Annotated in this window: 20 protein-coding genes; 9 read left to right on the forward strand and 11 right to left on the reverse strand. The window is 72.7% G+C overall.

The genetic code is table 11. From position 1 onward, the window contains the following. Window positions 1-111 precede the first annotated feature (111 nt). The 4 genes from ACQBJO_RS12175 to ACQBJO_RS12190 all read left to right on the forward strand — a co-directional run bounded on the left by ACQBJO_RS12175 (window position 112) and on the right by ACQBJO_RS12190 (window position 7,331). Window positions 112-810 (forward strand): response regulator transcription factor, encoded by a 699-nt coding sequence (locus ACQBJO_RS12175; protein ID WP_421007509.1) that lies wholly within the window; start codon window positions 112-114, stop codon window positions 808-810. Next, window positions 807-3,476: a DUF4153 domain-containing protein gene (locus tag ACQBJO_RS12180; RefSeq protein ID WP_421007510.1), complete on the forward strand. Its 2,670-nt coding sequence runs from the start codon at window positions 807-809 to the stop codon at window positions 3,474-3,476. The genes ACQBJO_RS12175 and ACQBJO_RS12180 overlap by 4 nt, the downstream gene beginning before the upstream one ends. Before the next feature lie 103 nt (window positions 3,477-3,579). Beyond that, window positions 3,580-5,349, forward strand: coding sequence for an acetyl/propionyl/methylcrotonyl-CoA carboxylase subunit alpha (locus ACQBJO_RS12185; RefSeq protein ID WP_421007511.1), 1,770 nt, complete (start codon window positions 3,580-3,582; stop codon window positions 5,347-5,349). A 122-nt stretch (window positions 5,350-5,471) separates the two neighbouring features. Beyond that, on the forward strand, window positions 5,472-7,331 hold the full coding sequence (locus ACQBJO_RS12190; RefSeq protein ID WP_430407105.1) for an MFS transporter: 1,860 nt from the start codon (window positions 5,472-5,474) through the stop codon (window positions 7,329-7,331). Window positions 7,332-7,363: 32 nt separating this feature from the next. Here the strand turns inward: ACQBJO_RS12190 and ACQBJO_RS12195 are convergent, their stop codons facing one another. Next, on the reverse strand, window positions 7,364-7,729 hold the full coding sequence (locus tag ACQBJO_RS12195) for an antitoxin (RefSeq protein ID WP_421007512.1): 366 nt from the start codon (window positions 7,727-7,729) through the stop codon (window positions 7,364-7,366). 79 nt (window positions 7,730-7,808) lie between these two features. Further along, window positions 7,809-9,224 carry an NAD(P)H-quinone dehydrogenase gene (locus ACQBJO_RS12200; RefSeq protein ID WP_255184077.1) on the reverse strand — a complete coding sequence of 472 codons (1,416 nt, stop codon included), beginning with the start codon at window positions 9,222-9,224 and terminating at the stop codon, window positions 7,809-7,811. Between the two features lie 25 nt (window positions 9,225-9,249). Between ACQBJO_RS12200 and ACQBJO_RS12205 the strand changes: the two genes are divergently transcribed. The 5 genes from ACQBJO_RS12205 to deoC all read left to right on the forward strand — a co-directional run bounded on the left by ACQBJO_RS12205 (window position 9,250) and on the right by deoC (window position 13,924). Further along, window positions 9,250-10,068 carry a purine-nucleoside phosphorylase gene (locus tag ACQBJO_RS12205; protein WP_421007513.1) on the forward strand — a complete coding sequence of 273 codons (819 nt, stop codon included), beginning with the start codon at window positions 9,250-9,252 and terminating at the stop codon, window positions 10,066-10,068. Window positions 10,069-10,076: 8 nt separating this feature from the next. After that, window positions 10,077-11,771, forward strand: coding sequence for a phospho-sugar mutase (locus ACQBJO_RS12210; RefSeq protein WP_421007514.1), 1,695 nt, complete (start codon window positions 10,077-10,079; stop codon window positions 11,769-11,771). Window positions 11,772-11,878: 107 nt separating this feature from the next. After that, the gene (locus tag ACQBJO_RS12215; RefSeq protein ID WP_421007515.1) at window positions 11,879-12,496 is read left to right on the forward strand and encodes a uridine kinase family protein; all 618 of its coding nucleotides are present in this window, start codon (window positions 11,879-11,881) and stop codon (window positions 12,494-12,496) included. Window positions 12,497-12,504: 8 nt separating this feature from the next. After that, entirely contained in the window at window positions 12,505-13,140 is a 636-nt protein-coding gene (locus ACQBJO_RS12220; RefSeq protein ID WP_421007516.1) for a YigZ family protein, read from the forward strand. 4 nt (window positions 13,141-13,144) lie between these two features. Further along, window positions 13,145-13,924, forward strand: coding sequence for a deoxyribose-phosphate aldolase (deoC, locus tag ACQBJO_RS12225; RefSeq protein WP_421007517.1), 780 nt, complete (start codon window positions 13,145-13,147; stop codon window positions 13,922-13,924). Between the two features lie 115 nt (window positions 13,925-14,039). Here deoC and ACQBJO_RS12230 read toward each other — a convergent pair whose 3' ends face one another. The 9 genes from ACQBJO_RS12230 to ACQBJO_RS12270 form a co-directional block, all read right to left on the reverse strand. Beyond that, a complete protein-coding gene (locus ACQBJO_RS12230) occupies window positions 14,040-15,179 on the reverse strand; it encodes an adenosine deaminase (RefSeq protein ID WP_421007518.1) in 1,140 nt (379 codons plus the stop codon). Further along, window positions 15,176-15,535, reverse strand: a complete 360-nt coding sequence (locus tag ACQBJO_RS12235; protein WP_421007519.1) for a cupin domain-containing protein — start codon at window positions 15,533-15,535, stop codon at window positions 15,176-15,178. The genes ACQBJO_RS12230 and ACQBJO_RS12235 overlap by 4 nt, the downstream gene beginning before the upstream one ends. Before the next feature lies 1 nt (window position 15,536). Beyond that, a complete protein-coding gene (locus tag ACQBJO_RS12240; RefSeq protein ID WP_421007520.1) occupies window positions 15,537-16,838 on the reverse strand; it encodes a thymidine phosphorylase in 1,302 nt (433 codons plus the stop codon). Continuing rightward, window positions 16,835-17,248, reverse strand: a complete 414-nt coding sequence (locus tag ACQBJO_RS12245) for a cytidine deaminase (RefSeq protein ID WP_421007521.1) — start codon at window positions 17,246-17,248, stop codon at window positions 16,835-16,837. The genes ACQBJO_RS12240 and ACQBJO_RS12245 overlap by 4 nt, the downstream gene beginning before the upstream one ends. A gap of 1 nt (window position 17,249) precedes the next feature. Then, window positions 17,250-18,512, reverse strand: coding sequence for an ABC transporter permease (locus ACQBJO_RS12250; RefSeq protein WP_421007522.1), 1,263 nt, complete (start codon window positions 18,510-18,512; stop codon window positions 17,250-17,252). Further along, window positions 18,509-19,612 (reverse strand): ABC transporter permease, encoded by a 1,104-nt coding sequence (locus ACQBJO_RS12255; RefSeq protein ID WP_255184088.1) that lies wholly within the window; start codon window positions 19,610-19,612, stop codon window positions 18,509-18,511. Before ACQBJO_RS12255 ends, ACQBJO_RS12250 begins: the two co-directional genes overlap by 4 nt. Beyond that, window positions 19,609-21,162, reverse strand: a complete 1,554-nt coding sequence (locus tag ACQBJO_RS12260) for an ABC transporter ATP-binding protein (RefSeq protein ID WP_421007523.1) — start codon at window positions 21,160-21,162, stop codon at window positions 19,609-19,611. The genes ACQBJO_RS12255 and ACQBJO_RS12260 overlap by 4 nt, the downstream gene beginning before the upstream one ends. 119 nt (window positions 21,163-21,281) lie before the next feature. Further along, window positions 21,282-22,316, reverse strand: coding sequence for a BMP family lipoprotein (locus ACQBJO_RS12265; RefSeq protein ID WP_255184090.1), 1,035 nt, complete (start codon window positions 22,314-22,316; stop codon window positions 21,282-21,284). 149 nt (window positions 22,317-22,465) lie between these two features. Beyond that, window positions 22,466-23,662 carry an amidohydrolase gene (locus tag ACQBJO_RS12270; RefSeq protein ID WP_255184091.1) on the reverse strand — a complete coding sequence of 399 codons (1,197 nt, stop codon included), beginning with the start codon at window positions 23,660-23,662 and terminating at the stop codon, window positions 22,466-22,468.

The raw sequence follows: 23,662 nt of genomic DNA on the forward strand, positions 1-23,662 counted from the left end.
AACCGAGCGCGCACGACCTCAGGGAAATGCGATCGGGGGGCGCCGAGATCTGCAGAGGATCTCCAGATCTCCCACCGGGGATCCACCGGTGGGGCTCCCTAGCCTGATCCCATGACCGCTCCCGCACCGTGCGTGCTCGTCGTCGAGGACGACCCGACGATCAACCAGGCCCTGGCCGACCGCTTCACGGCGGAGGGCTTCGAGGTGGTGCAGGCGCACGACGGGCCGGGGGCGGTCGCCGCCCACGCCGAGCACGACCCCGCGGTCGTCGTGCTCGACCTCATGCTGCCCGGCTTCGACGGGCTCGAGGTGTGCCGCCGGATCCAGACCGACCGCCCCGTGCCGGTGCTCATGCTCACCGCCCGCGACGACGAGAGCGACATCATCGTCGGGCTCGGGGTGGGCGCCGACGACTACCTCACCAAGCCATTTCGCATGCGCGAGGTCGTCGCCCGGGTGCGGGCCCTGCTGCGCCGCGTCGAGCGCGCCGCCGAGCTCGGGCGCCCCGACGAGACGATCACCCACCACGCCGGCCTCACCCTCGACGAGCGCACCCGGCGCTGCACCGTCGACGGCCACGCCGTGCACCTCACGCCGACGGAGTTCGACCTGCTCGCCCTGCTCGCCCGCGAGCCCGGCGCGGTGCTGCGCCGCGAGCGGATCGTCGCCGACCTGTGGGGCTGGGACGACGGCCTGGGCCGCCGCAGCCTCGACAGCCACGTGAAATCGCTGCGGGCCAAGGTCGGCAGCCACCGCATCCGCACGGTCCACGGCGTCGGCTACGCCCTCGACGACGGGATCGACCGATGAACCGCTCCGCTCCCCTGCTCGAGCTCACCTCGATCCGCACCCGGCTCGCCGTCCTCGTCGGCGTGAGCGTCGTCGTCGCGGCCGTCGTCGGCACGGTCGGCACCGACGCCGGGGTCCCCCTGTGGCTCGGCCTGCCCGCGACGATCGGCCTCGCCCTCGTCGTCACCCGCTGGCTAGCGACCGGCATGACGACCCCGCTCACCCAGATGACCGATGCCGCACGGCGGATGGCGAAGGGGGACTACGGCGCCCGGATCACGACGTCGAGCCAGGACGAGGTCGGTGAGCTGGCCCGTGCCTTCGCGAGCATGGCCGCCGAGCTGGAGCAGGGCGAGGAGCACCGGCGGCGTCTCGTCGCCACCGTCGCCCACGAGCTGCGCACGCCCCTGTCGGCGCAGCAGGCCCTGCTCGAGAACCTCGCCGACGGCGTCACCACCCCCGACGAGGCGACCCTGCGCGCAGCGCTCGCCCAGTCGGAACGCCTCGGCTCGCTCGTCACCGACCTGCTCGACCTCTCCCGCCCCGACAGCAGAGGAATCCCCCTCTCCCCCAGCCGGATCCGCGTCGGTGACCTGCTCGACGACGCCATCGGCGAGACCACCCTCCAGGGTCGGGACGTCGCACTCGTCGCCGATGTCGAGCCCGCCGACCTCGTCGTCACCGGCGACCGCGCGCGCCTCGCCCAGGTCACCGCCAACCTCCTCGACAACGCGGTGCGGCACAGCCCGAGCGGCGGAACCGTCACCCTCACCGCCCGCGCCACCGACGACGCGTGGACCCTCACCGTCGCCGACGACGGACCCGGTCTGACCCCGGAGCGGGCGGAGCGGCTCTTCCACCGCTTCGGCCCCGGCGCGGACGAAGGGGGTGGCACCGGCCTCGGCCTGGCCATCGCCGCGTGGGTCGCCTCGATGCACGGCGGCACGATCCGGGCGCTGCCCACCCCGCTCCCTGAGGAGCGAGTCCGCGCAGCGGGCGAGCGTCTCGAAGGGTCAGGCGCCCGGCTCCAGCTCCGGCTGCCGCTCACCCCGCCGACCTCCCCTTCGCCCGCACCGCTCACCACGACCACCACCTCGCCCTCCCTTCGAGACGGTCGCTTCGCGACCTCCTCAGGGAGCGTGGACAAGGAGACCGTCATGACTGCTGCAGAATCCGCTCCCTCCCTTCGAGACAGTCGCTTCGCGACTTCCTCAGGGAGCGAAGGAGGCCAGGGAGCGGGGGTGTCGCTGTCGCGGTGGTGGCCCGAGCGGGTCACGCAGGGGCAGCCGCGGCTGCTGCTCGCCGCACTCGCCGTCGGCCTGCTCGCCGCGATCCTGCTGCCGGGCAACGCGATCGGGCTCGGGCTGCTCGTCGTCCTCACCGCCGGTGGTGCGGCCCTGTGGCTCGCCTCGGCTCGCCGGGCGAAGCCGTGGTCGTGGGTCACCGCGGCCCTGGCCCTCCCCCTCGGCCTGACGACGATCCTGCGCGACGACCCGGTGATGAGCTTCTTCGCCGTCGCCGTCGCCGGGGTGCTCGCCGCCGCCGCGTGCACCGACGCGCGCACGGTCACCGGGATGATCGCCTCGGTCATCGCCTGGCCGCTCTCCGCGCTGCGCGGGCTCCCCCTGCTCGACCGGACGATCCGCACGCTCGCCCGTCGCGGCAGCGCGTGGTCGGTGCTGCGCACCGGGGTCGTCAGCCTCGCGCTGCTCCTCGTCTTCGGCGGGCTGCTCTCCTCGGCCGACGCCGTCCTCGGCTCCTGGGCCTCGGCCCTCGTCCCCGACATCAGCGACATGGCGATCTTCCGCGTCTTCGTGCTCGTCTTCTTCGCCGGCGTCACGCTCGCCGGTCTCTACCTCGCGATCAACCCGCCGACCGTCGACGGGGCACGCCTGTCGCCTCGCATCCCGGAGCGCGAGTGGCAGGTCCCGCTCGGCGTCGTCATCGCGATCTTCGTCGCCTTCGTCGTCGCCCAGGCCGCGGCGGTCGTCGGCGGGCACGACTACGTCGTGCGCACGGCGGGCGTGACCTATGCCGAGTCGGCCCGGCAGGGCTTCGGCCAGCTCACCGTCGCCACCGCGCTCGTCCTGCTGCTCGTCGCCGGGGTTCGAGCGCTCGGCCGCACGAGCACCGACCGCGACCGCCGGGTCATGACCGCGATGAACGCGACCCTGTGCGTCCTCACCCTGCTCGTCGTCGCCTCCGCGCTGCGCCGCATGGCGCTCTACCAGGACGCCTACGGCTACACGACGCTGCGGATCAACGCCGACCTCTTCGAGATCTGGCTCGGGCTCGTCGTCCTCGCGGTGCTCGTCTCCCTCGTCACCCCGACCCGGCGCTGGCTCGGCCGCACGGTCCTCGTCGCGGCCGCCGTGCTCACGATCGTCGGCACCGTCGGCAACACGAGCGCCTGGGTCGCCGACCGCAACATCGAGCGGTGGCAGGCCACGGGCAAGCTCGACACCTGGTACCTCAGCAGCCTGCCCGCCGACGCCGTGCCGACCATCGAGTCGAGCGCCCTGCCCGCGCACATCAAGCAGTGCGCGCTGTCGATGCACCAGGTGTACGGCGCGGGCGACGAGGACACCCTCGCCGGATGGAACCTCGCCCGCTCCCGCGCCGACGAGATCCGGCAGCGCTATGACGACCCGACCCAGTGCACCGACTCCCGCGGCTGGTCGAGGTGACGGGCACCCCCTTCGCCTCCGCAGGGGGTGGGCGAAGGGGGTGTGCGGCGCCACGATGCGGGCGACCCGCCGGGGGTGGCAGGCACGCAGTAGTCTGCGGCCCATGGCCATCAGCAAAGTCCTCATCGCGAACCGCGGCGAGATCGCCGTCCGTATCGCCCGTGCCTGCGCCGACGCCGGCATCGGCTCCGTCGCCGTCTACGCCGAGCCCGACCGTGACGCCCTGCACGTCAAGGTCGCCGACGAGGCTTACGCCCTCGGCGGCCAGACGCCCGCCGACAGCTACCTGCTCCAGGACAAGCTCCTGCAGGTCGCCCAGGACGCCGGCGCCGACGCGGTCCACCCGGGCTACGGCTTCCTCGCGGAGAATGCCGACTTCGCCCAGGCCGTCCTCGACGCCGGGCTGATCTGGATCGGCCCCAGCCCCCAGGCCATCGACGCGCTGGGTGACAAGGCCAAGGCCAAGCACATCGCCGTCAAGGCCAACGCGCCCCTCGCCCCCGGCACCAACGACCCGGTCAAGGACGCCGACGAGGTCGTCGCCCTCGCCGAGGAGTTCGGCCTGCCGATCGCCATCAAGGCGGTCTACGGCGGTGGCGGTCGCGGGCTCAAGGTCGCCTACACGATGGAGGAGATCCCCGAGCTCTACGAGTCGGCCGTCCGCGAGGCCGTCACGGCCTTCGGCCGCGGCGAGTGCCTCGTCGAGAAGTTCCTCGACAAGCCGCGCCACGTCGAGACCCAGTGCCTCGCCGACCAGCACGGCAACGTCGTCGTCGTCTCGACGCGTGACTGCTCTCTGCAGCGCCGCAACCAGAAGCTCGTCGAGGAGGCCCCCGCACCCTTCCTCACCGAGGAGCAGCACGCCGAGCTCGTCCGCGCCTCCAAGGCGATCCTCAAGGAGGCCGGCTACGTCGGCGCCGGCACCTGCGAGTACCTGGTCGCCCAGGACGGCACGATCTCCTTCCTCGAGGTCAACACCCGCCTGCAGGTCGAGCACCCCGTGACCGAGGAGGTCACCGGCATCGACCTCGTCCGCGAGATGCTGCGCATCGCCGACGGCGAGGAGCTCGGCTACGACGACCCGATCGCCCGCGGCCACTCCTTCGAGTTCCGCATCAACGGCGAGGACGCCGGGCGCAACTTCATGCCGGCCCCCGGCACCGTGACCAAGATGCGCGTCCCCCACGGCCCCGGTGTCCGCTGGGACGCCGGCATCGAGGAGGGCGACACCGTCGCCGGTGCCTTCGACTCGATGATCGCCAAGCTCATCGTCACCGGCGCCACCCGGCAGCAGGCGCTCGAGCGCTCCCGCCGCGCCCTCGACGAGCTCGTCGTCGACGGCATGCCGACGGTCGTGCCCTTCCACCAGGCGATCGTCCGCGACCCGGCCTTCGCTCCCGAGGGTGACGCGCCCTTCTCCGTCTACACCCGCTGGATCGAGACCGAGTTCGACAACCAGATCGCCCCCTACGGCGGCGAGGTCGGCGAGGCGGCCGAGGACGACGGCGAGCGCCAGAAGATCACCGTCGAGGTCGGCGGCAAGCGCCTCGAGGTCGTCCTGCCCGGTGGCCTCTCGCTCGGTGGCGGCGGTGGCGCCGCGGCCAAGAAGAAGGCCCCCAAGCGCTCCGGCGGGGGTGGCGGCGGCGCCGCGGCCTCCGGCGACAGCCTCACCGCCCCCATGCAGGGCACGATCGTCAAGCTCGCCGTCGAGGAGGGCCAGGAGGTCGCCGAGGGTGACCTCGTCGTCGTCCTCGAGGCGATGAAGATGGAGCAGCCGATCAACGCCCACAAGGCCGGCACGATCACCGGCCTGCAGGCCGAGGTCGGGGCCACCGTGAGCAACGGTGCGGTCCTCGCCGAGATCAAGGACTGATCATCAGCACGGACCTCACCACCGACGCCGCCCCCGGCACGCCCTCCCGGCGTGCCGGGGGCGGCGTCGTCATCGCCGTCCTCGCCCTCTGCGGCACCGTCGTCTCGCTCCAGCAGACGATGGTGCTGCCGCTCGTCCCCGAGCTGCCCGACCTCATCGGCACGACCGCGGGCAATGCCTCGTGGATGGTCACCGCCACGCTCGTCGCCGGGGCGGTCGCGACGCCGGTCATCTCCCGCATGGCCGACATGTACGGCAAGCGACGGATGATCCTCGTGACGCTCGGCATCGTCTCGCTCGGCGCCCTCGTCGGGGCTTTCGCCCCCTCGCTGCCCTTCCTCATCCTCGCCCGCGCCCTGCAAGGCATGGGCATGGCGCTCGTGCCGGTCGGCATCGCCACGATGCGCGACGAGCTCGAGCCGGAGCAGGTGCCGCTCGCCGTCGCCCTGATGAGCGCGACCCTGGCGATCGGCGCCGGCGTCGGGCTGCCGCTCGGCGGCTACCTCGCCGAGGCCTTCGACTGGCACGTCGTGCTCTGGCTGCCCGGTGTCCTCGCGCTGCTGATGATCGCGCTCGTCCTGCTGACGGTCTCGGAGTCGAGCGTGCGCACCGCGGGCGCCTTCGACGTGCGCGGCGCGGTCCTGCTCAGCCTGGCGCTCGTGCTGCTGCTCCTCGCCGTCACCAAGGGGAGCGACTGGGGCTGGCTCGACGTGCGCACGCTCGGCTGCTTCGCCGCGGGTCTGCTGCTGCTCGGCCTCTTCGTCCCGCTCGAGCTGCGCATCCCCAACCCGCTCGTCGACATCCGCACCGCCTCGCAGCCGGTCGTCATCGCGGCCAACACGATCTCGGTCTTCATGGGCTTCGCGATGTTCGTCAACATGCTCGTGTCGACACAGCTGCTGCAGACCCCCGAGGAGACCGGCTACGGACTGGGGCTCGACGCGCTGCACGCCGGGCTGTGGATGGCCCCGTCCGCCGTGGCCTTCGGCCTGCTCGCGCCGCTCTCGGGCTGGGTGATCCGCCGCTTCGGCCCCGAGATGGCGATCGGTGCCGGCGCGGCGATCATGGCGGTCTCCTACCTCGCGCGCATCCCCTTCAGCCACTCGATCGGGCTCGTCGTGCTCGGCACGATCACCGTGACCATCGGCACCGCGCTGGCCTACTCGGCGCTGCCGACCCTCATCATGCGCTCGGTGCCGGTCACCGAGACCGCGGCGGCCAACGGGCTCAACACGCTGCTCCGCTCCGTCGGCACGTCCACGGCGAGTGCGGTGACCACCGCCGTGCTCGCGGCGACGATCACGGCCACCGGGTTCCCGACCTACACCGGCATGGCCACCGTCTTCGGCCTGGCGACGGCCGCCTCGCTCATCAGCCTCGGGCTGATCCTGCCCTTCCTGCGGCAGCGCTCCGCCGAGGCGCCGGCCCGCCCCGACGTCGAGGAGCAGAAGGCCGACCACGTCGTCCACGGCCGGATCACCGACGCGGCCGGGCAGCCGCTCGCCGGGGCCGTCGTCACCGTGCTCGGTGGCCAGGGCTCGCACGTCGACTGGTCGCACACGGACTCGGCCGGCGACTACTCGGTGGCGACGGGCGGCCCGATCAAGCACCTCTTCGTCGTCACCGCACCGGGCTGGGCGCCCGTGAGCGCCTACGTCGACCTGGAGCAGGGCCGGCAGGTGCCGCCCCTCGTCCTGCGCGACCGGATGAGCATCTCGGGCACCGTGACCGGAGTCGACGGGCAGCCCGCGTGCGACGTCTCCGTCGTCGTGACCCGCCGCGCCGGCGGGTCGGTCGACTGGATGCGCACCGGCCCCGACGGGCGCTACGACCTGCCGGTGCCCAAGGAGGGCGCCTATGTCGTCACGGCCGTCGACCGGACGACCAGCGCCATCGTCACCCGGACCGTCGTGGTCGGTGGGTCGGCCGTGCGCACCGATCTGCAGCTGCAGGCGGCGACGGTGACCGCGCCGGCCGACTGACCGGAGCCAGCGCGGCCGGCGCGCCCGTCGGATCAGCCGGGCAGGGCCCCGCCGCTGGTCGAGCCGTCGCCCTGCGGCCCCGCGTCCGCCTTGGGTGCCGGGTCGGCCTTCGGTGCCGGGTCCGCCTTGGGTGCGGCATCCCCCTTCGGCTCCGGGTCGGCCTTGGGGCTGGCGTCGCCCTTGGGCTCCGCCTTCTTCTCCTCCGACAGGCCGAGCTTGTCCTCGACGAAGTCACCAGCCTTGTCGATGATCGACGTGAACTTGCCGCCGGTGCGCTTGTCGACGGCCTCCTGGACCTTGTCGATCGCACCGCGCGCCTGGTCCGGGTGGTCCCGGGCCGCGTCGCGTGCCTTGTCGACGTACTCGCCGCCGTTGAACTGCTGCGGGCTGTTGCTCATCCTCGGCTCCTTCGTCGCGGGCCGCGGATCGGCCCCCTTCGACCCTAGCGGCGGCAGCGCACCGGCGCCCCGGCCGCGCTCACTCCCCGTGCAGGGGGTGCAGCCGTCGGGCTGCCTCGGCGAGGGTGCCGGTGAGCGAGGGGTAGACGGTGAAGGTCGAGGCGACCTGGTCGACGGAGAGCCTGTTCTGCACGGCGATGGCCACGGGGAAGATCAGCTCCGAGGCGCGCGGCGCGACGACGACACCGCCGAGCAGCGTGCCGGTCCCCCGGTAGGCGAAGAGCTTGACGAAGCCCTCCTCGATGCCGAGCATCTTGGCCCGCGGGTTGCGCGAGAGCGGCATCATCACGGCCTCCACGTCGGAGTTGTCGGCCGCGTCGGCGGCGCTCATGCCGACCGTCGCGATCTCGGGATCGGTGAAGACATTGGCCGACACCGCCGAGAGCCGAAGGGGGGTCACCGCGTCGCCCAGAGCGTGCGCCATGGCCGTGCGGCCCTGCATCGCCGCGACGGAGGCGAGCGCGAAGACGCCGGTGCAGTCGCCCGCCGCGTAGATGCCGCGGACCGAGGTCCGCGAGACACGGTCGGTGACGATGTGGCCGGAGTCGCTGAGCTCGACGCCGACCTCCTCGAGACCGATGTCGCGGGTGTTGGGCACGGCGCCGACGGCGATGAGCACGTGGCTGCCCTCGACCTCACGGCCGTCCTCGAGGGTGACGACGACGCCGTCGCCGCGCCGCTCGGCGGAGGCCATGCGCGAGCGGTTGAGCACCGTCATGCCCCGGCGGCGGAAGACGTCCTCGATGACCGCGGCCGCGTCCTGGTCCTCGCCCGGCAGGACGAGCTCGCGCGAGGAGATCAGCGTGACGTCGGTGCCCAGGCCGAGGTAGGCCTGCGCGAGCTCGGCGCCGGTGACGCCCGAGCCGACGACGATGAGCTTGTCGGGGATCTCGGGCAGCTCGTAGATCTGCTGCCAGGTGAGGATCCGCTCGCCGTCGGGCTGCGCCGTCGGCAGCACCCGCGGGGTGGCGCCCGTGCTCAGCAGGACGACGTCGGCGGCGATCGTCTCGGTGCCCCCGTCGGGACCCTCGACGACGACCTCGCTCGGCGAGGCGAGCCGGCCGGTGCCGGGCACGACCCGCACCCCGACCTCCTGCAGCCGGGCGGTGATGTCGGCGGACTGCGCGGCCGCGAGGTTGCGCACCCGGCGGTTGATCGCGTCGAGCTCGGCGACCGTCTCGGTCGCGACGTCGCCCTCGTGGTCCTCGAGGTGCACGCCGAGGTCGGAGGCGGTCTCGATGCCGCCGAGGTAGTCGGCCGTCGCGATGAGGGTCTTGCTCGGGACGCAGTCGGTGAGCACCGCGGCCCCGCCGATGCCGTCCCGGTCGACGACGGTGACCGACGCCCCCAGGTGCGCGGCCACGAGGGCCGCCTCGTAGCCGCCCGGGCCGCCGCCGAGGATCACAACAGAGTTCGTTCGAGTCACGCCTCCCATCCAACCACCCTTGTAGATTGCGCCTGTGACCCAGACCGCTGACACCCAGGACCCCTTCGCCCTCGCCCGCGACGCGGCGGCCGTCATCGCCGAGCGCACCGGCGTCGCGACCCACGACGTCGCCCTCGTCCTCGGCTCCGGCTGGGGCCAGACCGCAGACCGGGTCGGCCGCACCGTCGCCACCGTCGAGCAGGCCGAGGTGCCCGGCTTCACCGCGGCGGCAGTCGCCGGCCACTCCGGGCAGCTGCGCTCCGTCGAGATCGCCGACACCGGCGGGCGGGCGCTCGTCTTCGGCACCCGCACGCACTTCTACGAGGGCCGCGGCGTGCGCGCCGTCGTCCACGCGGTGCGCACGGCGGCGGCCGCCGGCTGCCGCGCGATCGTGCTGACCAACGGCTGCGGCGGCCTGCGGCCGGAGTGGGGCCCGGGCACCCCGGTCCTCATCAGCGACCACATCAACCTCACGGCGACCTCGCCGATCGAGGGCGCCAACTTCGTCGACCTCACCGACCTCTACTCCCCCCGCCTGCGCGAGCTGGCTCGCGAGGTCGACGCCGACCTCGACGAGGGCGTCTACGCGCAGTTCCGCGGACCGCACTACGAGACCCCCGCCGAGGTGCGCATGGCCGGCATCCTCGGCGCCGACCTCGTCGGCATGTCGACGACGCTCGAGGCGATCGCCGCCCGCGAGGCCGGGCTCGAGGTCCTCGGCGTCTCGCTCGTCACCAATGCCGCCGCCGGCATCAGCGAGACCCCGCTGGCGCACGACGAGGTCGTCGCCGCCGGTCAGGCCGCTGCCGAGCGGTGCGGCACCCTCCTCGCCAGCATCGTCGCCAAGATCTGAGGACGCCCATGAGCTACACCTCCCGCCACGCCGCCGACGTCTCCGACGACCTGCTCACCGCCGCGCGCGAGTGGGCTGCCGACGACCCCGACCCGGCGACCCGGGAGGAGCTCCTGGCGGTCGTCGCCGCTGCCGAAGGGGGTGACCCGGCTGCCGTCGCCGACCTCGCCGACCGCTTCGCCGGGCTGCTCCAGTTCGGCACCGCCGGCCTGCGCGGCGCCCTCGGCGCCGGCCCCCACCGCATGAACCGGGCCGTCGTCATCCGCGCCGCCGCGGGCCTCGTGGCCCATCTGCAGGAGGCGAGCGACTCCCCCTTCGTCGTCATCGGCCGCGACGCGCGGTACAACTCCGACGCCTTTGCCATCGACACGGCGGCGGTCGTCACCGCCGCCGGCGGACGGTCGGTGCTGCTGCCGGAGCCGCTGCCGACGCCGGTGCTCGCCTTCGCCATCCGTCACCTCGGTGCCGACGCGGGCGTCATGGTCACCGCCAGCCACAACCCGCCGCAGGACAACGGCTACAAGGTCTACCTCGGCGACGGCAGCCAGATCGTGCCGCCGAGCGACGCGCAGATCGCGGCGAAGATTGACCAGGTCGCGAGCGTCGCGTCGGTGCCGCGCGCCGAGTCCGGCTGGGAGGTCCTCGGCGACGAGGTGCTCGAGGCCTACCTCGACGCCGTCTCGGGAGTCGTCGGCCTCGACACCCCGCGCGATCTCGCCGTGCTGCACACCGCGCTCCACGGGGTCGGCGACACGACGGTTGAGCGGGCCTTCGAGCGGGCCGGCTTCGCCGCGCCGGCGAAGGTCGCCGAGCAGGCCGCGCCGGACCCCGACTTCCCCACCGTCGCCTTCCCCAACCCCGAGGAGGACGGCGCGCTCGACGCCGCCCTGGCGGCTGCCCGCGCGACCTCGCCAGACCTCGTCATCGCCAACGACCCCGATGCCGACCGCTGCGCCGTGGCCGTGCCCGACCCCGCGGTCGACGGCGGCTGGCGGCTGCTGCGCGGCGACGAGCTCGGCGTCCTGCTCGCCTCGCACCTGATCATGCGCGGCGTGCCCGAGGGCCGCCGCATGGCCAACTCGATCGTCAGCTCCCGGCTGCTCGCCGCGATGTGCCGGCTGTCCGGGGTGGCGCACGAGGAGACGCTCACCGGCTTCAAGTGGATCGCCCGGGTCGAGGGGCTGCACTACGGCTACGAGGAGGCACTCGGCTACTGCGTCGCCCCCGACCTGGTGCGCGACAAGGACGGCGTCTCGGCCGCGCTGCTCGTCGCCGAGCTCGCCGCGATCCTCAAGGCCGAGGGGCGCACCCTGCTCGACGTCCTCGACGACCTGCACCGCCAGCTCGGGGTGCACGCGACCGATGCCTTCTCGATTCGCGTCGAGGACCTCGCCGACATCGGGCGGATCATGGACCGGCTGCGCCAGGAGCCGCCCACCGAGGTCGCCGACTCCCCCGTCGCGAGCGCAGAGGACCTCTCGGTCGGCGCCGGGGGGCTGCCCCCGACCGACGGGCTGCGCTACCTGCTCGACGACGACTCGCGGATCATCGTGCGCCCCTCCGGCACCGAGCCGAAGCTCAAGGTCTATCTCGAGGCGATCGAGCCGGTCGCCTCCCCCGACGACCTGTCGGCGGCACGTGAGCGGGCCGCCGAGCGCCTCGGCAGGGTGCGGGCGGCGATGGAGTCGCTCACGGCGCTCTAGGGTCTCGAGGGGTCTCGAGGCTCGTTCCTCGCACCTCGACCAACGGTGGGACCCGCACCTCGACCAACGGAGGGACCCGCACCTCGACCCACGTATTGTTGGCTCTCGTGCCGACGCCAGCCCAGCCCCCTTCGACCGGACGTGTCGTCGTCCTCGCCGGGCCGAGCGGCTCCGGCAAGTCCCGACTCGCCGCCCGCCTGCACCGTGACCACGGCTGGCCGGTCGTGCGGCTCGACGACTTCTACAAGGACCTCGACGCCCCCGACCTGCCCCGCAGCGAAGAGCTCGGGATGGTCGACTGGGACCACCCCGACAGCTGGGACGAGGCGGCGGCCGTCGCCGCGCTGAGCACCCTCCTGGCGACCGGGACGGCGGCGATGCCGATCTATGACATCAGCGTCTCGCGGGCCACGGGCGAGCACACCGTGACCGCGCGGCCGGACGACCTCGTCGTCGCCGAGGGGATCTTCGCGGCCGAGGCAATCCCCGCCCTGCGCGAGGCCGGGCTGCTCCACTCCGCGTGGTGCATCCGTCACCACCGGCTCAAGACCTTCGTCCTGCGGCTGCTCCGCGACCTCAAGGAGCGCCGCAAGCCGCCGCTGACCCTCGTGCGCCGCGGCCTGGTCCTCATGCGGGACGAGCCGCGCGTCGTCGCCCGGCACGTCGAGCTCGGCGCCCGCTGCGCCACCCCGCGCCAGGCCGAGCGCGAGCTCGCCGGCGCCTGAGGTCGGCGATGGCCACGACGTCCTACCTCACCGTCGCCCGCGACGGCGAGGTCGAGATCGAGGTCAAGCGGTCGCGCTTCCTGTGCACCCTCCAGCGGGTCGAGGACGAAGGGAGCGCCCGTGCCGTCGTCGAGCGGCTGCGCAAGCAGCACTGGGACGCCCGGCACCACTGCTCGGCCTTCGTCCTGGGGCCGGACCGCGGGGTGGCCCGCTCGTCGGACGACGGCGAGCCGTCGGGCACGGCCGGCGCCCCGATGCTCGAGGTCCTCACCGGGCACGAGGTGAGCGATGTCGTCGCGGTCGTCACCCGGTGGTTCGGCGGGGTGCTGCTCGGCACCGGCGGTCTCGTGCGGGCCTACGGCGACGCGGTGCGCGCCGGGCTGGAGTCGGTGGGCACGCTGCGGCGCGAGCTCGTCGTCGAGCACGAGCTCGTCGTGTCGCACGTCGAGGCGGGGCGCGTGGACAACGAGCTTCGCTCGCGGGGCGTGCACGTCGTCGACGCCGACTACGCCGCCGAGGTCACCCTGACGCTCGGGGTCCCGGCCACCGAGGTCGACGGGCTCACGCCCCTCGTCGCGGAGCTGACCGCCGGCTCCGGGCGGCTGCGCGAGGTGGGGTCGCGCTGGGTCGACGCCCTAGGCTGAGGACATGACTCGCCGTCCCCCCTTCGCCCCCGGCACGACGCTCACCGTCCAGGACGTCGCCGACCTCGTCGACCACGCGCTGCTCAAGCCGGAGCTGACCCCCGACGAGGTGGCCGCCTCCGTTCGCGAGCTCGCGGCCCAGCGCATCTGGAGCGTCTGCGTGCGCCCGAGCGACGTCGCCCTCGCCGCGGAGACCATCGCGGCGGTCGACGGCAGCCCGACCCGGGTGTGCACGGTCATCGGCTTCCCCCACGGCACGACGTCGACGGCCGCCAAGGTCGCCGAGTCGCGGCAGGCCCTGGCGGACGGCGCGACCGAGCTCGACATGGTGCTCAACATCGGCCGGCTGCGCGGCGGTGACGTCACCGCGGTGCGCGACGACATCGCGGCCGTCGTCGAGGTCGGTCACGAGGCGGGGGCACTGGTCAAGGTCATCTTCGAGACCGCGCTGCTCGACGAGCGGGCCAAGATCGACGCCTGCCGGGCGAGCGCCGACGCGGGGGCCGACTTCACGAAGACGTCCACGGGCTTCGCCGGCGGGGGCGCGACCCTGGCCGACGTCGCGCTCATGCGGGCCAACACCCCCGAGACCATGGAGGTCAAGGCCTCCGGCGGCGTGCGCGACATCCCCACGCTCCTCGCGATGCTCGCCGAGGGCGTCACCCGCATCGGCACCTCGAGCACGGCGGCCCTGCTGGCCGGCGCCGAGCAGGTCGGGCCCGCGGGCCTCGTCGTGCCGCAGCCGGGTCAGACCGCTGACGCGGGCCCGAGCGACACCTACTGAGCCGCGGCGGGTGTCGCTGTGCGCACCCAACGTCGTTGATGCCACCTGGTTGCCCGTCTCGGGGCAGCCAAGTGGCCTCAACGCAACCAGGCGCCGCCGCCGCCGCCCAGCGGACTCAGGCCAGGGCCGCGTAGGCGGGCTTGATCCGCCCCTCGATGAGCTCCAGCCTCTCGTCGAAGGGGAGGAAGGCGGACTTCATCGCGTTCGTCGTCACCCAGCGCAGGTCCTCGAGGTCCCAGCCGGCCTCGGTGACCAGGGCGAGCATCTCCCGGGTCATCGAGGTGTCCGACATCAGCCGGTTGTCGGTGTTGAGCGTGACCCGGTAGCGCAGCCGCGCGAGGAGGGTGATCGGGTGCGCTGCGATCGAGGGCGCCGCGCCGGTCTGCACATTGCTGTGGGGGCACATCTCGAGCGGCACCCGGGTGTCGCGGACATAGGCGGCGAGCCGCCCCAGCCGCAGCTGCGAGGGGTCCTCGCGCGCCGCCTGGTTCGCCGCGAGCGGGTCGTCGGTGACGGTCGCCCCGCGGAAGCCGATGTCGTCGACGATCCGCACCCCGTGCCCGAGCCGGTCGGCGCCGCACCACTGCAGCGCCTCCCAGATGCTCGGCAGGCCGAAGGCCTCGCCGGCGTGGATCGTGAAGTGCGCATTTTCGCGGCGCAGGTACTCGAAGGCGTCGAGGTGCCGACTCGGCGGGTGCCCCGCCTCGGCCCCCGCGATGTCGAATCCGGCCACCCCGCGGTCGCGGTAGCGCACCGCGAGCTCGGCGATCTCCCGGGACTTCGCGGCGTGCCGCATCGCGGTGAGCAGGCCCCGCACGACGATCGGGTGTCCCTCCGCCGCGGCCTCCTCCTCCCCTTCGCGGAAGCCGGCGTCGACCTCCTCGACGACCTGCTCGAGGCTCAGGCCGGCGCCCAGGTGCTGCTCGGGGGCATAGCGCGACTCGGCGTAGACGACGCCGTCGCGGGCGAGGTCGAGGACCGACTCGCGCGCCACGCGGCGCAGCGCGGGTGCCGTCTGCATGACGCCGACGGTGTGCTCGAAGGTCTCGAGGTAGCGCACGAGCGAGCCGGAGTCGGCCGACTCGCGGAACCACCGCGCCAGTCCCTCGGCCGACCGGTCGGCACTGCTCACCGGCAGCTCGTGACCGACCTCGTCGGCGATCTCGAGGACGGTCTGGGGGCGCACGCCGCCGTCGAGGTGGTCGTGAAGGACCACCTTGGGCAGCGCGCGGATGCTCGCCTCGTCGAGGCTCACTCGTCGTCCTCCCGGTGGACCGTCTCGGGGGCGAAGGCGGGCGTGCAGATGGCGACGTACTCGGCGCCGGCGTCCCCGGTCGAGTAGCGCACCCGCTCCCCCGCCCTGGTCACGATGCTCTGGCCGGCGTGCACCTCGGTGGTGCCGCCGTCGTGCTCGACGAGGACCGTCCCCGCGACCACGAGCGTCACCTCGTCGAAGTCGGGCCGCTGGGCCGGCTCGGACCAGCCGGCCGGCGCCTTCATGTGGGCGACCGACATCGCCGCGTTGCCGGTCGCGACCCGGCCGACGTGCTCGGCGATGACCTTGCCGCCCGGCACGTCGATGATCGACGGGGCGTCGTTGAGCTCGGGCACGTCAGGCCTCCTGGGCGGTGATCCGGTCGAGCACGACCTCGCGCGGCGCCGGGGCCGCGTCGCTGATCCGCCAGGCGCCGGTGAGCGACTCCTGGGCCCTCGCGAAGCGCTCGGGGGTGTCGGTGTGCAGCGTCATGAGCGGCTGCCCGGCGGTGACGCGGTCACCGGGCCGGGCGTGCAGCTCGACACCGGCCCCGGCCTGCACCGGGTCCTCCTTGCGGGCGCGCCCGGCGCCGAGGCGCCACGCGGCGACGCCGACCGCGAGCGCGTCGACGTGCTCGAGGTAGCCGTCGGCGTCCGCCGTGACGGTCTCGGTCTCTGCGGCGGTGGGCAGCTCGGCGTCGGGGTCGCCGCCCTGGGCGGAGATCATCCGGCGCCACACGTCCATCGCCCGGCCGTCGCCGAGGGCGGCGCGCAGCTCGTCGGCTCCCACGTCCTTGCCCGCGGCGCGGGTCATCTCGTCGGCGAGGGCGACGGTGAGGTCGACGACGTCCTGCGGACCGCCGCCGGAGAGGACCTCGACCGACTCGCGCACCTCGAGGGCATTGCCCGCCGTCAGGCCGAGCGGGACGGACATGTCGGTGATGAGCGCGACGGTGTTGACCCCCGCGTCGGTCCCGAGGTCGACCATGGTGCGGGCGAGCTCGGTCGCGTCCTCCCGGGTCTTCATGAAGGCACCCGACCCGACCTTGACGTCGAGGACGAGCGCGCCGGTGCCCTCGGCGATCTTCTTGCTCATGATCGAGCTGGCGATGAGCGGAATCGCCTCGACGGTGCCGGTGACGTCGCGCAGGGCGTAGAGCTTCTTGTCCGCGGGGGCCAGCCCGGCACCGGCCGCGCAGATGACCGCCCCGACGTCGTCGAGCTGGGCGAGCATCGCCTCGTTGGTCAGGTCGGCCTGCCAGCCGGGGATCGACTCGAGCTTGTCGAGGGTGCCGCCGGTGTGGCCGAGCCCGCGACCGGAGAGCTGCGGCACGGCGACGTCGAAGACGGCGACGAGGGGCGCGAGCGGCAGCGTGATCTTGTCGCCCACTCCACCCGTCGAGTGCTTGTCGGAGGTCGGCCGGCTCAGCGAGGAGAAATCCATGCGCTCACCGCTGGCGATCATCGCCGCGGTCCACCGGGCGATCTCCGGGCGGGTCATGCCGTTGAGCAGGATCGCCATCGCGAGCGATGACATCTGCTCGTCGGCGACGACCCCGCGGGTGTAGGCGTCGATGACCCAATCGATCTGCTCGGGGCTCAGCTCCCCCCGGTCCCGCTTCGTGCGGATGATGTCGACGGCGTCGTGCTGCTCGGTCACGGTGCTCCCTTCGTCAGGTCGTCGGCACCGAAGGCCTGGGGCAGGATCTCGGCGAGACCCCGCTCGCCCTCCGGCGTCTGGATGCGGCACTGCGCGCCGCCGTGCTCCCACAGCAGCTGGCGGCACCGGCCGCACGGCATGAGCGTCTCACCCCGGGCGTCGACGCACCACACGGCGACGAGCCGGCCGCCCCCGGTGCGCACGAGGTCGCTGATCAGGCCGCACTCGGCGCACAGGCCGACCGCGTACGAGGCATTTTCGACATTGCAGCCGCTCAGCAGGCGCCCGTCGTCGGCGAGGCCGGCGACCCCCACGGGGAAGTGGGAGTAGGGCGCATAGGCCCGCCCCATCGCCTCGACCGCGCTCTCGCGCAAGCGCTCCCAGTCGGCTGCGGCGATGGGGCCGGCCATGTCAGTGCCCCCCGCCTCGTCGGTAGACCTTGCCGTTGGCCGCCGGCATCCGCAGCCGTTGGCTGGCGAAGGCGAGGACGAGCAGCGTCGTCAGGTGCGGGGCGAAGGGGGTGACCTCGCTGGGGACCTGGTCGGAGAGGAACCAGTAGACGACGACGAGGATGCCGACGACGACCGCGAAGGTGCCCTGGACGTAGGCCTGGCGGCGCAGGATCTGCCAGATCCCGATGCCGAGCAGGAGCAGCGCGACGAGCAGGAGCAGCGCGTGCAGCGCCGCGCCACCGCCTCGCAGCTGGAGGGCGTCCATGTAGCCGAAGAGACCCGAGCCCATGAGCACGCCACCGGGGCGCCAGTTGCCGAAGATCATCGCGGCGAGACCGATGTAGCCGCGGCCGCCGGTCTGGCCCTCGCGGTAGGTGTCGGAGGCGACCATCGCGAGGAATCCGCCACCGAGGCCGGCGAGGGCGCCGGAGGTGACGACGGCGATGTACTTGTAGAGGTAGACGTTGACGCCGAGGGTCTCGGCGGCCACCGGCGACTCACCACAGCTGCGCACCCGCAGGCCGAAGGGGGTGCGCCACAGCACCCACCACGTGCCGACGAAGAGCAGCAGGCCGAGGACGGTGAGCGCGGACAGCCCGGTCGTCGCCGCCTTGAGCAGCGCGGCGAGCTCGGAGACGAAGAACCAGTCCTTGTCCTCGATCGTCGCGAGCGGGTCCGCGATGCCGGGGATGCCGATGCTCGGCAGGTGCGGCAGGGCCGGGGACTGCACGTCGCTGCCGCCCTCGAGGCCGCCGAAGAAGCGGGCGGCGAGATAGCTGGCCACACCGACGGCGACGATGTTGAGCGCCACACCGGAGACGATGTGGTCGACGCCGAAGGTCACCGTGGCCAGGGCGTGGACGAGGCCACCGAGGGCGCCGCACACGAGCGCGCCGACGACACCCATCCACGGGCCGCCGTGGAGGGCGCCGAAGGCGGCGCCCCACGTGCCGAGGATCATCATGCCCTCGAGCCCGATGTTGATGACTCCCGCACGCTCTGCCCACAGGCCGCCGAGACCGGCGAGGGCCAGGGGCATCGCCCAGGCGAGGGCCGCGCTGAGCGTGCCGGAGGAGGCGATGTCCCCCTGGCCGGTGACGATGCGGATGACGGACAGGACCACGAGGATCGCGGCGAGCGCGAGCGGCCACACCCAGAAGGGGATGCGGCGGGTGGGCCGCGTGGGGGCGACCTCGGTCTCGGTACCGACGCTGAGGGTCATGCCGAGGCTCCTTCGATGGTGACGCCGGCATCGAGCTCGCGGGCGACCTGCCGCTGCTCCATGCGCTGCTCGATGCGGTGGACGACCTCGTAGGCGATGACGACCGCGAGGAGGATGACGCCCTGGATGATGAAGACGAGGGCGGGCGAGACGTCGGCGCGCAGCTGCAGACCGTCACTCGCCTTCTCCAACCACGACCACAGCAGCGCGGCGAAGGCGATGCCGACCGGGTGGTTGCGCCCGAGGAGCGCGACACCGATGCCGATGAAGCCGACACCGGACTGGAAGTTGAGCCCGTAGGAGTGGTCGGCCCCGAAGAAGGCCGGCATGCCGATGAGGCCAGCGACCGCGCCCGAGAGCACCATCGCGGTCAGCACCATGCGGGGGACCTTGACGCCGCTGGCGACGGCCGCGGACTCGGACTCACCGGTGGCCCGCACGTCGAAGCCGAAGCGGGTGCGGTTGACGATGAACCAGTAGAGCAGCCCGAGCACGACCGCCAGGATCAGCAGGGTGTAGACGCGGTTGGTGGCGTCGGGGACGAGCGAGAGGCCCTCGAGCTGGCTCGAGGCCGGGATCTCCTGCGTGCTGCGGGTGTTGCTGCCCTCGGCCCGCTCGCCCCAGCTGCGCAGCCCCCAGGCGACCAGGCCGCCGGAGATCGCGTTGAGCATGATCGTCGAGATGACCTCGGAGACACCGCGGGTGACCTTGAGCCAGCCGGCGATGCCGGCCCAGACACCACCGACGAGCATGGCGACGAGCAGCGCGAGGACGATGTTGAGCGGGCCCGGGAGCCAGCCGTGACCGGCGATGATCGCCGCGGCGAAGGTCGCGATGCGGTACTGCCCGTCGACACCGATGTTGAAGAGCTTCATCTTGAAGCCGATGGCGACGGCGATCGCGGCGATGTAGTAGGTGATGCCGCTGTTGATGATGTTGACCATCGTGCGCGGCTTCGGCTCCGACAGCAGGGTCTCCCAGACGAGCCCCACCGGGTCGCCGACGGCGATGAGCACCGCAGACGTGACGACGAAGGCCACGAGCACGGCCAGCAGCGGCGCCGCGAGGGTGAGCGCCAGACGGCGCAGGGTCAGCTTCATGATGCGTCCTTCCCGGCGCCGGTCATCGCGCTGCCGAGCTCCTGGCTGGTCACGGAGTCGGGGTCGAACTCGCCGGTGATCCGCCCTCGCAGGATGACCTTGATCGTGTCGGAGAGCCCGATGAGCTCCTCGAGGTCGGCGCTGATGAGCAGCACGGCCAGGCCCTCGCGGCGGGCCTCGCGGATGAGGTCCCAGATCGCCGCCTGGGCGCCGACGTCGACGCCGCGGGTCGGGTGCGAGGCGATGAGCACCTTGGGGTCGTGACTCATCTCGCGGCCGACGATGAGCTTCTGCTGGTTGCCGCCGGAGAGCGAGCCGACGGAGACGTGGATGCTCGGGGTGCGCACGTCGTAGTCGCGCACGATCCGCTCGGTGTCCGCCTTGGCGGCCGACGAGGTGAGCAGACCCCGGCGGGAAGCGGGAGCCTGGGTCTGGTGACCGAGCATCCGGTTCTCCCACAGCGGTGCGTCGAGCAGCAGGCCCTGACGGTGGCGGTCCTCGGGGATGTAGCCGACGCCGGCCTCGCGGATGCGCCGCACGTCCCAGTCGGAGATGTCGTCACCCTCGAGGTGCACCGTGCCGGAGACCGGCTCGATCATGCCCATGATGACCTCGACGAGCTCCGCCTGGCCGTTGCCCTCGACGCCGGCGATGCCGAGGACCTCGCCCGCGTGGATGTCGAGGCTGATGTCCTCGAGGACGCTGCGCCCCGACCCGCCGAGGGTGATGCCGCGCATCGAGAGCACGACCCGGTCGGTGACCGTCGACTCCTCGGTCTCGGGGGTCGGCAGCTCGGAGCCGACCATGAGCTCGGCGAGCTGGCGCGCGGTGACGTCCTGGGGCAGCACGGTGTCGATCGTCGTGCCGCGACGGATCACGGTGACCGTGTCGGCGACGGAGAGCACCTCGTCGAGCTTGTGCGAGATGAAGAGCACGGTGATGCCCTCGCGCTTGAGCTCGCGCAGGTTGTCGAAGAGCTCGTCGACCTCTTGGGGCACGAGGACCGCGGTCGGCTCGTCGAGGATGATCGTGCGGGCACCGCGGTAGAGCACCTTGAGGATCTCGACCCGCTGGCGCGCGCCGACGCCGAGGTCGGCGACGAGCGAGTCCGGGTCGACGTCGAGGCCGTACTCGTCGGAGATGCGGCGGATCTCCGTGCGCGCACCCCCGCCGATGCCGTGGAGCTTCTCGGCGCCGAGCACGACGTTCTCGGCCACGGTGAGGTTGTCGGCGAGCATGAAGTGCTGGAAGACCATGCCGACGCCGTGCTTGATCGCGTCGGAGGGGCTCGACATCGACACGGCCTGCCCGTCGATGCGGATCGTGCCCTCGTCCGGCTTCTGCACGCCGTAGAGCATCTTCATCAGGGTCGACTTGCCGGCGCCGTTCTCCCCGACGATCGCGTGGACCGTGCCGCGGCGCACGCCGAAGGTGACGTCGCGGTTGGCGACGACGCCCGGGAACCTCTTGGTGATGCCCTCGACCTCGACCGCGAGATCGCCCGCCGAGGGGGTCGCCGCGGGAGGGCGGTGCGGATCGGTGCTGCTCATGATTCCTCCGGTGTGCGTCCACGGCCCGTCAGGGCACGCAGGCGAAGACTAACGCCCCGGACGGCCACGAGGCCCGGTCCGCGCGAGGTGCGCGACCGGGCCTCGTGGGTGGGGCTGCGTCACTTGGCGGGAACGGTGATCTTCCCGTCGATGATCTGCTTCTTGTAGTCGTCGAGCTTGTCGGTGATGTCGTCGATCTTGCCGCCGGTCGTCGAGTAGCCGACGCCGTCGTCCTTGAGACCGAAGACGGTCGGGCCGGAGATCGGGTCACCCTCGGTCGCGGACTTGATGTAGTCGAAGACGGCGACGTCGACGTTCTTGACCATCGAGGTGATGATGACGTCGCGGACGCTCGCGTCGGCGGTCTTGGCCTGGTCGGAGTCGACACCGATGGCCATCTTCTTGTCCGCCGCGGCGGCCTTGAAGACGCCGCTGCCGGAGGCGCCGGCGGCGTGGTAGACGACGTCCGCGCCCTTGTCGTACATGCCCTCGGCGGCGGTCTGGCCCTTGGCCGGGTCGGCGAAGCCGGAGCCGTCCTCGGCGAGGTACTTCGTCTGGATGTCGATCTTGGGGTCGACTGCCTTGGCGCCGGCCTTGAAGCCCGCCTCGAACTTGTTGATCAGCGGGACGTCGACGCCACCGATGAAGCCGACCTTGCCGCTCTTCGACTTCAGCGCGGCAGCCGCACCGACGAGGAAGGAGCCCTCCTGCTCGGAGAAGGTCAGCTGGGCGACGTTGTCACCCTTCGAGTCGTCGGAGGCGTCGTCGATGATCGCGAAGCTGATGTCGGGGTTGTCCTTGGCCGCGGCGCCGATCGCCTTGGCGTAGATGTAGCCGACGCCGATGACGTTGGTGCAGCCGGCGTCGACGAGCTGGTTGAGACGGTCCTCGCGGGCCGCGTCGTTCTCGCCCTGGCTGGCCTCGACCTCGTCGGTCTCGATGCCGAGCTCGTCCTTGGCCTGGTCCAGGCCCTTGGCGGCGGAGTCGTTGAACGACTGGTCGCCACGGCCACCCACGTCGTAGGCGAGGCAGGCCTTGACGTCGCTGCCGCCCTCGGCGGACGTGGAGTCGCCACCGGAGTCGCTGCTGCCGCAGGCGGTCAGGGCCAGAGCGGCGACGGACATGATCGATGCGACCTTCACGGTGTGACGCAAGGCGCTCTCCTTCTCAACAGGGGTATCGGGGCACCTTCGTGCCATCGGGGGATGCTACGTCCGAGTAGGGGTGCCCACAGAACCCCGGGCGGCAACTGTTATGAGACCGCGACCGAAGGGGGAAAACCCTCACCCGGGTGCAGGGTCGGTCAGGCGTCCTCGACGCGGGTCCACTCCCCCGCCGCGGCGAGGGTGAGCAGGGCGGTCCCGTTGCGTACCGCGCCCTCGTCGACGACGAGGTCGCCCTGGTGCAGGTCGAAGGTGCGCCCGCCGTGGGTGCGGGTGCCCAGGCGCGCCATGGCGCCCTCGGCCTCGTGGAGCATCCACGCGAAGTCCTCGCCGCCGAGGCTGTGCGGCGTCGGCACCGGGCGCAGGCCCGCGGCCATGCTCGCCCGACCGAGCGCGGCGACCGCGGCGGAGTCGTTGACGACCGGCGGCACGCCACGGATGTGGTCGACGGCGGCCGTCACTCCGTAGGGACGCACGACGTCGGCGACGACCTCGTGGAGCAGCGGGCCGATCTCCTCCCAGAGGCCGACGTCGAGCATGCGCAGCGTGCCCTGCGCGACACCGGTGGAGGGGATGACGTTGATCGCCTCGCCGGCGGAGACCCGGCCCCACACGACGACCAGCCCGGCCCGCGGGTCGACCCGCCGGCTGAGGACCGCGGGCACGTCGGTGACGACCTTGCCCAGGGCATAGGTGAGGTCCTCGGTGAGGAAGGGCCGCGAGGTGTGGCCGCCGCGGCCGCGGAGGGTCACCGTCACCTGGTCGGCGGCCGCCGTGAGCGGCCCCTCGCGCAGGCCGATCTCGCCGACGTCGAGCGAGGGGTCGCAGTGCACGGCGTAGACGGTGTCGACGCCCGACATGACGCCGGCCTTGACGAAGGCGAGCGCGCCGCCGGGCATCTGCTCCTCGGCGGGCTGAAAGATCAGCCGGACGCCGACGTGGCGGGCGGCGAGCTCGTCGGCGACCTCGGCGAGCGCCAGGCCGGCGCCGAGCAGGGCGGTCGTGTGGACGTCGTGCCCGCAGGCGTGGCAGACACCGTCGTTGGTCGAGGTCCAGTCGAGGCCGCTGCGCTCGCGGACCGGCAGCGCGTCGATGTCACCGCGCAGGGCGACGCGGCGGCGCGGCTCGCTCGCGCCGAGGTCGACGACGAGCCCGGTCTCGCTCAGCGACCGCGGCTCGAGCCCGGCGGCCTCGAGCCGCTCGCGCAGCCGCGCGGTCGTGCGATGCTCCTGGAAGGAGATCTCCGGGTGGGCGTGCAGGTCCCGCCGGAAGTCGATCAGCTCGGGCAGCAGCCGGTCGATGACGCGCAGCAGCGTCGGGGCGAGAGGTGCAGTCAT

This window comes from Janibacter zhangyanbonis (genome assembly GCF_050507325.1).
In the GTDB taxonomy this organism is placed as follows: Bacteria; Actinomycetota; Actinomycetes; order Actinomycetales; family Dermatophilaceae; genus Janibacter.